General features: G+C 71.6%; 7 protein-coding genes. 6 read left to right on the plus strand and 1 reads right to left on the minus strand.

Translation table 11 applies throughout. The features are described from left to right. Positions 1-270 precede the first annotated feature (270 nt). The 4 genes from OWM54_RS13860 (at position 271) to OWM54_RS13875 (ending at position 6,124) form a co-directional block, all read left to right on the plus strand. Positions 271-972, plus strand: a complete 702-nt coding sequence (locus OWM54_RS13860; RefSeq protein ID WP_267697809.1) for a ComF family protein — start codon at positions 271-273, stop codon at positions 970-972. Between the two features lie 208 nt (positions 973-1,180). Beyond that, positions 1,181-2,449 (plus strand): SBBP repeat-containing protein, encoded by a 1,269-nt coding sequence (locus OWM54_RS13865; RefSeq protein WP_267697810.1) that lies wholly within the window; start codon positions 1,181-1,183, stop codon positions 2,447-2,449. A gap of 116 nt (positions 2,450-2,565) precedes the next feature. Continuing rightward, the gene (locus OWM54_RS13870) at positions 2,566-5,289 is read left to right on the plus strand and encodes a M1 family metallopeptidase (RefSeq protein WP_267697811.1); all 2,724 of its coding nucleotides are present in this window, start codon (positions 2,566-2,568) and stop codon (positions 5,287-5,289) included. A gap of 91 nt (positions 5,290-5,380) precedes the next feature. After that, positions 5,381-6,124 carry an arylamine N-acetyltransferase family protein gene (locus tag OWM54_RS13875; RefSeq protein ID WP_267697812.1) on the plus strand — a complete coding sequence of 248 codons (744 nt, stop codon included), beginning with the start codon at positions 5,381-5,383 and terminating at the stop codon, positions 6,122-6,124. Positions 6,125-6,138: 14 nt separating this feature from the next. Here the strand turns inward: OWM54_RS13875 and OWM54_RS13880 are convergent, their stop codons facing one another. After that, positions 6,139-7,104 (minus strand): DUF6624 domain-containing protein, encoded by a 966-nt coding sequence (locus tag OWM54_RS13880; protein ID WP_267697813.1) that lies wholly within the window; start codon positions 7,102-7,104, stop codon positions 6,139-6,141. 270 nt (positions 7,105-7,374) lie between these two features. Here OWM54_RS13880 and OWM54_RS13885 point away from each other — a divergent pair, with 270 nt between their 5' ends. Together OWM54_RS13885 and OWM54_RS13890 are read left to right on the plus strand one after the other, a co-directional pair. Continuing rightward, positions 7,375-11,034, plus strand: a complete 3,660-nt coding sequence (locus OWM54_RS13885) for a DUF3857 domain-containing protein (RefSeq protein ID WP_267697814.1) — start codon at positions 7,375-7,377, stop codon at positions 11,032-11,034. A gap of 124 nt (positions 11,035-11,158) precedes the next feature. Then, positions 11,159-12,511 carry a hypothetical protein gene (locus OWM54_RS13890; protein ID WP_267697815.1) on the plus strand — a complete coding sequence of 451 codons (1,353 nt, stop codon included), beginning with the start codon at positions 11,159-11,161 and terminating at the stop codon, positions 12,509-12,511. Positions 12,512-12,667: the final 156 nt, after the last annotated feature.

The following is a 12,667-nucleotide window of genomic DNA, read 5'->3' on the forward strand; positions in this document are numbered from 1 at the left end:
AGACGCGTCGACCCCGGCGCAGCCCGTGGCGAAGAGGACGACGCCAAGAATCCAAAGGTCCGCACGCATTCCGCACCCCCAAGCCTCCCTTCACGGAAGACAAGTGACTCGAATGCTGGCATCGGCGTCTGACCCACGAATCCACTCGACGCTCCCCTCCACCGCCGCCTAGCCTTCCCCTCCGGCGGTGGGGGAACGGGCGATGGGGATGGGGACGACACGAGTCGGGTGCAGGGGTTCCACGCAGCGGGCGTCCACGAGCGCGCGCCCATGCTGAGGGCCCTGCTGGACGTGCTCTACCCGCCCGCGTGCATCGCCTGCGCGAAGGTCCTCCCAGGCCCCGGCGCCTTCTTCTGCGAGCCCTGTGACACCGCCGTGGAGCGCCTGCCGCCCGTGTGCTGCCACACCTGCGCGGAGCCCGGTCCGTTCCCCGCCGGCATGTGCCCACGCTGCCGCGCTTCTCCCCCACCCTTCTTGCGCGCCTGGGCCCCGTTCGCGCACGAAGGCCCCGTGGCCCGCGCCGTCCATCGCTTCAAGTACGAAGACCACCCGGAGCTGGCCGCGCCCCTCGGAGAGATGCTCGCGGCCGAAGCCCACCGATTCCTCACCCGCGCGCCCCGACTCGTCGTCGCGCTGCCGCTCCACACCCGCCGCTACCACGCGCGCAAGTACGACCAGGCCCAGTTGCTCGCGGGCGCGCTGGCGAAACACCTGGGCCTGCGAGCCCCCGTCGGGCTGCTCACGCGCACGCGGGAGACCCAACGACAGGTGGGCCTCACCGAGGCCGAGCGCGCCGACAACGTCGCGGACGCCTTCGTCGCCTCGGACGACCTCGCGGGTCGGGACGTGCTCCTCCTCGATGACGTCTTCACCACCGGCGCCACCGCGCGCGCCGCGGCCACCGCGCTCCTGTCCGCCGGCGCCACCCGCGTCGAGGTGCTCACCTTCGCGCGCGCCTTCACCGTGACGTGAACGCGACCTGACACAGCAACTGTCACAGCGCGTCAACTGCAACCGGGTCCACGACAACTCACGCCCGGATTCAGCATGGACCCCGCGTGTCTTTCATTACCCATCTTCCGCGACTTTCCGTCCCGTGCTCTTGCATCAGTGCCGTGTCACGAGACATTTCGCGTCGCGTTTCACGGCTCGCTTCCCCCTCTTCGAAACGGAGTCCGTGATGAAGCTCCCCGTGTTGAGCTCGTTCGCCCTCGCCGGTGTCGTGTGCGCGCTGGGCCTCCCCGCCCCCGTCCAGGCCCAGGTCCCCGCGCCCTCGTGGACGCGGCAGTTCGGCGCCAACCTCGACGAGCAGGCCCGCGCCGTCGCCGTCGCGGGCACCGCCGTCTATGTCGTGGGCAACACCACCAGCCAGCTCGGCCCCGAGCCCAAGGCCGGCGGCAACGACGTCTTCGTCGCGAAGTACGACACCGCGGGCACGCTCCAGTGGGTGCACCAGTTCGGCACGCCCGAGGATGACCGCCCCGCCGCCGCGGCCACCGACTCCGAGGGGAACGTGTACGTGACGGGCCGGACGTACGGCTCGCTGGGCTTCCACACGAACGCCGGCGGCTATGACTTCTTCATCACCAAGTACAGCCCGCAGGGCCAGCAGCTCTGGGTGCGCCAGCAGGGCACGCAGATGGATGACTTCGGCACGGGCCTGGCCATCGGCGCGGACGACACGCTGTACTTCTCCGGCTACACCGGCGGCAGCTTCGCCCACGGCGGCAACCCCGGCCACTACGACGTCCTCGCGGGCCTCTACGACTCCGCCGGCAACCCGTACTGGCTCAGGCAGCTGGGCACGACGAGCAGCGACATCGCGCGCGGCATCGCCGTGACGCCGGACCACAAGGTGTACGTCGTGGGACAGACGAGCGGCAGCCTCGACGGCGCCACCACGCCCACGGGCACGGACCTGTTCCTGCTGCGCCTGGACATCCTCGGCGCCACCCAGTGGGTGCGCCAGCTGGACCTCTCCGACCTCGACGACGCCAAGGGCGTGGCGGTGAGCCCCGACGGCGGCGCCTACCTGGTCGGCGACACCTTCGGCACCCTCGACGGCCACACCAACGCCGGCACCATCGACGTGGTGCTCGCCCGCTATGACGCCGTGGGCAACCGCCAGTGGAGCCGCCTGCTCGGCGGCGCGCAGCCCGACTACGCGAGCGGCGTCGCCGTGGCCGCCAGCGGCACCGTGAACGTCACGGGCTACACGGCCAACGCCCTGGACGGCCAGCCGTACGCCGGCAGCCAGGACGCCTTCTTCACCCGCTACGACGGCTCGGGCACCAAGCTGGGCACGCGCGTCGTCGGCACCCATCTGCCCGACGTCGGCAGCGGCGTGGCGCTGGACACCAGCGGCAACGCCTACGTGACGGGCTCCACCTACGGCAGCCTGGGCGGCACCAACGCGGGCAGCTACGACGCGTTCCTCGTCCGCTTCTGAGACAGGTCCGCATTCCGTGTCCGGACGTGGGACAGGTGTTCGTTGCCTGTCTCACGCGGAATCCAGGACAGGAGCTTCGCGGTAGCCAATCGTGGAGGGCGCGATAGCCTCGCGGCATGCGCTGGCACTCCCTCCTCCTCGTCCCCGCGTTGCTCTCACTCCACTGTACCCACGCCACCGGGTCCGCCGGGCCGTCCAAGCCCGAGGCCACGGTGGCGGCGGCGCCCGAGTGGCCCGAGGCCCAGCCCCCCGCGCTGCGCCTGCCGGACACCGTCCAGCCCCTGCACTACCTGCTGGACCTGAAGCTCATCTCCACCGAGTCCACCCACTCCGGCACCGTCACCATCGACGTGGACGTGCGCGAGCCGGTGCGCCAGGTCTGGCTGCACGGACAGGATTTGGAGGTCACCTCCGCGCGCATCGAGACGCAGGGCCGCGCGCTCGAGGCCAGGCCCGTCACCGCGAGCGAGGGCCGGCTGGGCCTGCTGCTGCCCGAGACGCTGCCCGCGGGCAAGGCGCGCATCGTCATCGCCTTCACGGGTCAAATCGACAAGGAGCGCAGCCGGGGCCTGTACTCGCAGGAGGAGGGCGGCCACAACTACCTCTACACCTTCTTCGAGCCGGTGGACGCGCGCCGCGCCTTCCCGTGCTTCGACGAGCCGGGCTTCAAGGTGCCCTGGCAGCTGCGCTTCACGGTGAAGGCCGAGGACGTGGCGCTGGCCAACCACGCCATCGAGGCGAAGGAGACGCTGCCGGACGGCCTGCAGCGCATCACCTTCCGCGACAGCAAGCCCATGCCCAGCTACCTCGTCGCCTTCGTGGTGGGCCCGTTCGACGTGGTGGACGCGGGCACCACCGGGCGCAACAGGGTGCCGCTGCGCTTCGTCGTCCCCAAGGGCCGCGGCGCGGAGACGGCGTACGCCGCGAGCGTCACCCCGCGCATCGTCACCGTGCTCGAGGACTTCTTCGACCAGGCGTACCCGTACGAGAAGCTCGACGTCGCGGTGGTGCCCCGCTACTGGGGCACCATGGAGCACCCGGGCCTGGTCGCCCTGGGGCAGCCGCTGACGCTCATCCGCCCCGGCGAGGAGACGCTCCAGCGGCGCAAGTGGTACGTCAACATCGCGGGCCACGAGCTGGGGCACTACTGGTTCGGCAACATCGTCACCTGCCGCTGGTGGGACGACATCTGGCTGAACGAGTCGCTCACCTCGTGGCTGGACCGCAAGCAGATGGACGGGTTCGACCCGAGCTGGGGCTTCGGCCGGGACGCGAGCACCAACGCGCTGGCGGGCGCCATGAGCGCGGACGCGCTCGCCGCGGCGCTGCCGGTGCGAAAGCCCGCCAACACGCATGACGAGGTCATCGGCTCGTTCGACAACTCCACCACCTACGCCAAGGGCTCCGCCATCATCGGCATGTTCGAGTCGTGGCTGGGCGAGGACACGATGCGCGACATCCTGCGCGCGCACATCCGCAAGCACGAGTGGGGCACGGCGACGTCGGATGACTTCGCCGCCACGCTCGCCCAGGCCGCGAGCCCCGACGTCGCGCGCTCCTTCCGCAGCTTCATCGACCAGCCCGGCGCGCCCCACATCTCCGCGCAGCTGGTGTGCGACGCGGGCAAGGCGCCGCGCCTGAAGCTGTCCCAGGAGCGCTTCCTGCCCGCGGGCTCCACCGCGTCCAAGGACGCCACCTGGTCCGTCCCCGTGTGCGTGCGCGCCGGGGACCGCGCGGGCGATGTGCGCGCCTGCCAGCTGCTCTCCGAGCGCACCGGCGAGATGGAGCTGCCCATGAAGCGCTGCCCCCAGTGGGTGCTGCTCAACGCGGGCGGCATGGGCTACTACCGCGCCAGCTACACGCTGCGGCAGTTCCAACAGGTGAACGGCGTGGCCAGCAAGTCGCTGACGGTGCCCGAGCGGCTGGCCTTCTTCGCGGACATCGAGGGCGCGGTGCAGCGGGGCGACGTGCGGCTCGGGGAGGTGCTGTCCCTGGTGAACGACACGGCGAAGGACCCGGACCGCGGCATCGCGCTGAGCGGCGCGCGCCTCTTGCATCTGGTGGGCGAGGACTCGCTCACGCCCGCCGAGCGGCAGCGCTTCCGCGCCTGGGTGGGCAAGCTCTACGGCGCGCGCGCCCGGGCGCTGGGCTGGCAGCCGGCGAAGGGCGACAGCGACGAGGTGAAGCAGACGCGCTCGTTGTTCCTGTCGCTCGCGACGATGATGGGTGACGAGCCCACGCTCACGCGCGAGGCCAAGGCCCTGGTGACGAAGTGGCTGGCGCAGCGCGACAGCGTGAGCCCGGAGGCGGTGCCGGTGGCGCTGGCGGTGGCGGCGCGCAACTCCGACCGCGCGCTCCACGAGCAGCTCCTCACCCGCGCGCGCAAGGCGGAGGACCGCAACGAGCGCAACCAGATGATCTCCGCGCTGTCGGCCTTCCGCGACCCGGAGCTGGTGAAGCAGAACCTGACGCTGGCGATGACGGAGTTCGACGTGCGCGACGCGCGGCCCTTGTTCGCGGGCGCGTTCAGCGGGCCGGAGACGCGGGCGGTGGCGTGGCAGTTCTACCGCGAGCACTTCGACGCGCTGGCCTCGCGCGTCCGCTCGGATGAGCTGGGCTGGCTCATCGCGATGACGGGCTCGCTGTGCGACGACACCAGCCGCGCGCAGATGGAGGCCTTCCTCGGGCCTCGCGTCGACAAGCTGGAGGGCGCGCCGCGCGCCTACGCCCGGGCGCTGGAGTCCGTGCGGCTGTGCGTGGAGTCCAACCGCCTCCACCAGGACAGCGTGCGCGCGTTCATCGGCAAGCTGCCCCAGGTCACCGCGGCGCCCACCCGCTGAGGGCCCATGCGGGCTCCCTCGTGTTCAAGAGGGAGCCCTCTCCACGCGGCGGACGGTGCGCGCGCCCCGCGAGCGCGCTAGACATGGGGCCATGTTCGACTCCGCCCGCTACCTCGAACGCATCGGCGCCCCCGCGCACGCATCGCTCGCCGAGCTGCAGCGCGCCCACCTGGAGTCGGTGCCCTTCGAGAACCTGGACATCCACCTGGGCCGGCCCATCCAGCTGGACCCGGACGCGCTCTTCGACAAGGTCGTCGTCCGGCGGCGCGGCGGCTTCTGCTACGAGCTCAACGGGCTGTTCTCCCGCCTGCTCACCGCGCGCGGCCTGCGCGTGACGCCGCTGTCCGCGCGCGTCGCCACCGAGCCCCGGGACGGCACCTTCGGCCCGGAGTTCGACCACCTGACGCTCCAGGTGGAGGACCGCGAGGGGACGTGGCTCGTCGACGTGGGCTTCGGCGACAGCTTCCTCGAGCCCCTGCGCCTGGACGAGAGAGGCGTGCAGACACGCGCCGGCCGCGACTTCCGGCTGGCGCCCGAGGGCGACCGGCTCATGCTCCTGCGGCGCGACGACTCCGGCTGGCAGCCGCAGTACTCCCTGTCCCTCGTCCCGCGCGCGCTCGGGGACTTCGTGGACATGTGTCACCACCACCAGACGTCGCCCCAGTCCATCTTCACGCGGGGGCGCCTGTGCACCCGGGCGACGCGGGAGGGCCGCGTCACCCTCAAGGAAGGCGCCCTCGTCCTCACCCGGGGCACCACCCGCGAGGAGCACCCCGTGCAGGGCGAGGACGCCCGCGCCCGGGCGCTGGCGGAGCACTTCGGCATCCGCCTCTAGCCAGGCCCCACGCCTCAGGGCTTCTGCTCGGCGGCCTGCCTGCGCATCGCCTCGAACGAGGCCTTGTACTCCTCCATCGTCCCCAGGCCCACGGCCGCGCGGCGAGCGTCCACGTTGGCCGGGTCCTCCAGGTTCTTGGGCTCCATCTGCCCGTTCACCTCTTCCATCTGCGTGCCGTAGCGCTGCGGCTTGCCCGTGTTCACCAGCACCCGGTCCGTCAGGTACGCCAGGTTCTGCTTGGAGCCCTCCCCGCGCGCCACGGCCTGCTCCAGCATGGGCAGCACCTGCTCCTGGAACGCCACGTCCTTGTCCGCGTGCTGCACCAGCAGCCACGCCGCGAACGAGGCCTTCTTGCCCACCAGCGCCTGGCCCGGCCAGCCCTTCTTCGCGATGACGTCCTTGAGCCAGGCCGTGTTGCTCGCGTCGACCTCCTCCAGCTTCTTCTTCGCCGCCTCGTCCTGGAAGTTCGACTTCATCAGCGTCATGCGGACCTGCTGGTCCACCTCCATGCGCGACAGCAGCTCGTCGCGAAGCGCGGGGTCCGCCGCCTTCAGCTGCTTGGCCTCCTCCTCGGCGACGCGCTTCTCGACGGCCGCGAAGCCCGGCAGGCCCCGGACGTTGTCCAGGTCCGTGTCCTTCTTCATGTGGGCCACGTCCTCGAAGCCCTCGTCCGCCGCGCGCCCCAGCCACATCAGGGCCTCCTCGCCCTGGTTCAAGAGCGACGCCGCGCAGGCCGCGTTGTAGGCCATGTTGTTGCTGCGCACCCCGCCCTCCCAGGCGGCGCGGAACAGGGGCAGCGCGGCCTCGTTGTTGCCAGCGGCGGCCAGCCCGGTCGCCTCCATGGCGGCCTTGCGCGCCTCCGGCGTCGCCACGGGCTTGGGCGCGGCGGCCTGGGCCTCGGCGGGGGTGGCCGCGCCTCCAGACGAGTGGGCACAGGCGGCCAGGTTCAGCGCGGCGAGCAGGATGACGAGACGACGCATTCGGGGGCTCCAGGGGGTGTGAGGTGAAAACGGGGTAGCAATGTAGGCGGGTTTTTCGGGACACCAAGCGCTCGTCCACCCTGAAATCCGCCGGATACCCACCCACACCCACCCCGTTCCCGAGCGCACCCCGGGTAACGTTTTCGGTTGCCTGTGCGCCGTCCGGGGTCGCATGCAGGGGAAGGCCCCGGAGGGCCCGCCTGTTCATCGCCGTCGGCGCCCCCAGGAATGGGACGCTGTGCCCCACGCATGTCGCACCGAGGAGAACGGATGTCGCGCTTCACATGGCTGGCCGCAGTCTTCGTGCTCACCTGCCCCCTCTGGGCGCAGGCCCGGCCCGCGGCGGACGAAACAGCGCGCGTCTACGCGGCCGAGGCGATGAAGCAGGCCTCCTCGCCCCGAGGCGCCGCCGGCCTGTTGCGGCTGCACTCCCTGGTGGACGAGGTGGAGGACCTCACGCCGCTGGTGAGCACGTACGCCTTCATCGCCTCGCGGCGCCAGTTCGACGCGAACACGCGCGCCACCGCGCAGCTGCTCCTCTTGGACACCGAGCGGGCCCGCGGCCGGCTGACGCGCGCCAACGAGGTGCGCCAGTGGATGGGCTTCGTGGGCGACTACTACGTCGTCGGCGGCTTCGACAACGAGGGCAAGTCCGGGTGTGACACGGACTTCGGCCCGGAGGCCGCGGCGCTGGATTTGACGGCCACCTACCCGGGCGCCAAGGGCCGCCAGGTGTCGTGGCGCAAGCTGACGGCGAACACGGCGGACGGCTACGTGGACCTGGCCACCGCGGTGCGCCCCAACCGCGAGGCCGTGGCGTACGCGGCCACCTGGCTGGAGTCCAACCAGGAGTCGCGCGTGACGCTGGGCCTGGGCACCTCCGGCGCCTACCGCCTGTGGGTCAACGGCCAGCTCGCCTCCAAGGAGGACCGCTACAACCTGCCGCGCCCGGACCAGGCGCGCGTGTCCGTGAAGCTGCGCAAGGGCCTCAACCGCGTGCTCCTCAAGGTGTGCCAGGAGACGGGCCCGCTGGGCTTCTACCTGCGCCAGGAGTCGCCGGGCGTGCGCGCGTCGCTGCCCGCCAAGGCCCCCGCCGTGGAGCGCGGCGCGGCCCCCGCGCCCCAGGTGCTGCCCACGCTCACCTCCGCGCTCAAGGCGCTGGTGGAGAAGAACCCCGACGACGCGGCCCTGCGCGGCGACTACGCGCGAGTGCTCGGCTTCTACCGCGGCTTCGATGACCGCGAGCACACCGCCACCGTGGAGGCCACGCGCGCCGCGGAGCTCGCCCCCCAGGACGCGCGCCTGCAGATGCTCGCGGCGAGCCTCCAGCGCGATGACCTGAACGAGCGCCGCCGCTTCCTGGAGGCCGCGGTGAAGGCGGACCCCGCGCTGCCCGAGGCCCGCGTGGCGCTGGCCGACTTCGAGCTGGAGCGCGGCCACCCCGAGCGCGTCATCCCGCTGGTGGCGCCCGTGCTGGAGAAGACGCCGGACGACGCGTCCGCGCGCCTGGTCCTCGCGCGCGCCCACGAGGCGCTGGGTGAGCGTCCCCGCGCGCACGCGCTGGTGGAGGAGGCCTTCCGGTACCAGCCCCGGCAGCCGCGCGCGGTGCGCTCGGCGGCGCAGATTTCGAGGCAGTTGGGCCGCAACCGCGAGGCCATGGACCGCATGCGCGTGGTGCTGGCGCTGCGCTTCGACGACACCGGCACGCGCCGCTCGCTGGCCGCGCTGCTGGCGGACTCCGGTCAGGTGGAGGCCGCCGAGCGCGAGTACGCGCAGCTGGTGGCCCTCAACCCGTTCGACAACGGCGCGCGCGTGCGGCTCGCCGAGCTCAAGGCCAGCAACGGCAACGTGGAGCAGGCCGTGGCGCTGTTCGCCGAGGCCCGCGCGCTGTCGCCCGATGAGCCGGAGGTCTACGAGCGCGAGGGCCGCGCGCTGCTCGCCGCCGGTCGGCGTGAGCCCGCGCTGGCCGCCTTCGAGCGCTCGCTGGTGCTGCGTCCGCAGAACCCCGGCCTCAAGGAGGCCCTGCGCGCCCTCAAGGGCGAGGGCACCGGCGCCGGCATGCAGCACGTGGTGGACGCCAGGCCCCTGGCGAAGGAGGCCGAGGCCTACGTCCACGAGGACGCCATCTACCTGGTCGACAACACCTACGTGAATGTCCAGAAGAGCGGCCTGTCCAGCCGGCTGTCGCAGATGGTGGTGAAGGTGCAGAACGCGCGCGGCGTGGACGCGTTCCGCTCGATGCCCATCACCTACTCGCCGGACCGGCAGGAGGTGCGCATCCTGCGCGCGCGCGTGACGAAGGCGGACGGCTCCGTGGTGGAGAGCTACGGGGAGAACGACCGCAACATCAACGAGCCGTGGACGGGCATGTACTACGACGCCCGCGCCAAGGTGCTGTCCTTCCCGTCGCTCGCCGCCGGCGACACGCTGGAGGTGACGTACCGCCTGGACGACACCGCGCAGGAGAACCTGCTGTCGGACTACTGGGGTGACGTGGAGAGCGTGCAGGGCGTCTATCCGAAGCTGCGCTTCCAGTACCTGGTGGAGACGCCGAAGGAGCGGCCGCTGTACTGGAACAAGAGCAAGCTCACCGGCGTGGAGAGCGCGCAGGAGTCGCTGGAGGGCGGCCGCGTGCTGTACCGCTGGGGCGCGAAGCACGTGGCCAAGGTGGTGCCGGAGCCGGGCATGCCGGGCTGGGCGGAGGTCGCCCAGAACCTGCACGTCTCCACGTACCAGACGTGGGACCAGGTGGGCCGCTACTGGTGGGGGCTCGTGAGGGACCAGCTGCAGCCCAACGCGGAGCTGAAGCAGACGGTGGACCAGGTCCTCCAGGGCGTGGACCGCAAGAACGAGCTGGCGGTGGTGCGCGCCATCTACAACTTCGTGGTGACGAACACGCGCTACGTGGCGCTGGAGTTCGGCATCCACGGCTTCAAGCCCTACCGGGTCGACCGCGTGCTGGCGCGGCGCTTCGGTGACTGCAAGGACAAGGCGAGCCTCATCCACTCCATGCTGCGGGTGGCGGGCGTGGACAGCCGGCTGGTGCTCCTGCGCATGCGCAACCTGGGCGCGCTGGACGCGGAGCCGGCGAGCCTGGCGGCCTTCAACCACGCGATTGCGTATGTGCCCAAGTTCGACCTGTACCTGGATGGCACCGCGGAGTTCCACGGGGCCAAGGAGCTGCCCAGCTCGGACCGGGTGGCCAACGTGCTGGTGGTGGAGCCGGACGGCAAGAGCACCTTCATGGTGACGCCGGAGGCGAAGGCGGAGGACAACGCCACGGGCCTGAAGATGGACGTGACGCTGCGCGCGGACGGCAGCGCCGAGGTGACGGGCTCCAGCACGGTGAGCGGGCAGAGCGCGCCCGAGTACCGCCGCGCCTACCGTCCCGAGGCCACGCGCAAGTCCACCTTCGAGCGCGCGTGGGCGCAGAGCTTCCCGGGCCTGACGGTGAACGAGGTGTCGCTCAACGACACCACGCGGCTGGACGAGGACGTGGCGATGGGCTTCCGCATGAGCATCCCGCGCTACGCGGAGGTGCTGTCCAACGCGGTGCGCTTCCTGCCCTTCGGCACGGGCCGCACCTACCAGCAGGCCTTCGCGCCGCTGGCGGAGCGCCGCTTCGACCTGGTGATGCAGAGCCCGTGGGTGAACCTGTTCAACCTGCGCTACACGCTGCCGGCGGGCTGGTCCGTGACGGAGCTGCCGCAGGCGGTGGACGAGACGAACCAGTTCGGGCGGCTGCGCCTGACGTACCGCGTGGAGGAGGGCAAGCTCATCGCCGAGGGCGAGGTGAAGCTCTCCGTCGCGCGCATCAAGTCGGACGAGTACCCGGCGTTCAGGGAGTTCCTGGGCCGGGTGGACCGCGCCTTCGGGCGTCGGGTCATCATCCAGGGCCCCGGCGGCCGCACCGCGTCGCTCACCCCGTGAGGTGAGTGGAGCGACGTCCCCCCCGCGCCCCGCCTTGGGGCCGGGGCGCGCGGGCAGCAGCTCCGCGAGGGTTGCCGTGGGGACCTGGCCGTGTACTGTCGCCTCCATCATGGGAGGCGGCTCGATGAGGCACCTACGTCGCGGAAGACTCGCGGGACTGGCTGTGGCGTCGATGGTCTTCTCGGGCTCCGGCGCGGCCTCGGCCGAGCCCGAGGTGAAGCCCCTGCCCGAGATCCTGGAGGTGGGCACACTCACCTCGGCCTTCGCTGAGTTCCAGCGGACGTGTGCCGCGGACGGACAGCGGCTGTGGGGCCACTCGCTGTGTGCTCCGCTCCTCGTCGTCCATCCCGGCACGCGCGTCTTCGTCGCGAGCACCTGGCCGAAGGGCGCGGGGACGGGGCCCTGGGTGGGGGTGCTGCCCTCGGAGCTCACCATCGCGAACACGGCCCTGACCTGGGCGGGAACCACGTGGGTCCAGCTCCAGGGGCCGCTGCCCGACGTCCCCGTGCGTCGCCGTGCGCTGATTGCCCACGAGGCCTTTCATCGGCTTCGGACCACGCTGGGACAGCCCGGGCGGGAGAAGGACAATGCGCACCTCGATGGCATGGAGGGCCGCACGCTGCTGCAACTCGAGTGGCGGGCCCTCGCGGCAGCGCTGCGCGCGACGAACCCTTCGGTGCGCGCTCGGGCTGTCGAGGACGCGCTGGTGTTCCGTCGCGAGCGTCGAGCGCGCTTCGAGGGAGCCGCCGTCGCGGAGGGGCTCCTCGAGGAGAACGAAGGTCTCGCGGAGTACACGGGCGTGGCGCTGGCGGGGGCCGATGCACGTGGCAGGCGAGCCCTGGCGCTGGAGAACCTCGAGGATGGCGCCAAACGGAAGTCCTTCGTGCGCGCCTTCGCCTATGCATCGGGTCCTGCCTACGGCCTCCTGCTGGACGAGGCGGGCCCACGCGCCCAGGGTTGGCGTGCCCGGGCGCTCGCCGGGGCGGACCTGGGAGCGCTGCTGCAGGAGGCACTGAAGCTGGGGACGCCCGAGCCTTCACCCGAGCGAGAGGCACGCTACGACGGCGCCGCGCTGCGGGAGACCGAACGCGAGCGGGCTCGCCTCGCCGAAGCCCGGGCCGAGGCGCTGCGCAAGAAGCTGGTGGAGGGCCCGGTGCTGCGCCTGCCCCTGGTCCGCATGCGCATCCAGTTCAACCCAGGTGAGCTCATCCCGCTGGCCGAGCACGGCACGGTGTATCCCGGTGCGCGCATCGTCGATGCGTGGGGCTCGCTCACTGTGAGTTCCGATGTGCTCCTGTCCTCGGACTGGAAGACGGCCACGGTGACCGCTCCTCGCACGGAGCCTCGAGATGCCCGCTGGGAAGGCGAGGGCTGGGTGTTGGAGCTCGCCCCTGGCTGGCAGGCCAAGGCGGGGCCCCGACCTGGAGACCTGGTGCTCCAGGCCCCCGACGCTCGCGCACCGGCGCCGAACCCTTGACGCGACTTGAGCGAGTCCTCGAAGTGCGAGCATCGGGTCCGCGGAGGCCGCCGACGCACTTGTGGTCCCCAGCATCAACCCACGCCCCTCGCGTACACGAGGAGCGACTTTGCCCCCCACCTGGCATGTCCCCGCCCGTGAGGTGAGCTGAGCGAC

The sequence above is a fragment of the Myxococcus sp. MISCRS1 genome (assembly GCF_026626605.1).
GTDB lineage: Bacteria > Myxococcota > Myxococcia > Myxococcales > Myxococcaceae > Myxococcus > Myxococcus fulvus.

What these genes read in the sequence shown, in the direction of transcription:
- OWM54_RS13865 (WP_267697810.1), top strand. Translation starts at nt 1,181, where the DNA reads ATGAAGCTCCCCGTGTTGAGCTCGTTCGCCCTCGCCGGTGTCGTGTGC.
- OWM54_RS13860 (WP_267697809.1), top strand. Translation starts at nt 271, where the DNA reads ATGCTGAGGGCCCTGCTGGACGTGCTCTACCCGCCCGCGTGCATCGCC.
- OWM54_RS13880 (WP_267697813.1), bottom strand. Translation starts at nt 7,104, where the DNA reads ATGCGTCGTCTCGTCATCCTGCTCGCCGCGCTGAACCTGGCCGCCTGT.
- OWM54_RS13885 (WP_267697814.1), top strand. Translation starts at nt 7,375, where the DNA reads ATGTCGCGCTTCACATGGCTGGCCGCAGTCTTCGTGCTCACCTGCCCC.
- OWM54_RS13870 (WP_267697811.1), top strand. Translation starts at nt 2,566, where the DNA reads ATGCGCTGGCACTCCCTCCTCCTCGTCCCCGCGTTGCTCTCACTCCAC.
- OWM54_RS13890 (WP_267697815.1), top strand. Translation starts at nt 11,159, where the DNA reads ATGAGGCACCTACGTCGCGGAAGACTCGCGGGACTGGCTGTGGCGTCG.
- OWM54_RS13875 (WP_267697812.1), top strand. Translation starts at nt 5,381, where the DNA reads ATGTTCGACTCCGCCCGCTACCTCGAACGCATCGGCGCCCCCGCGCAC.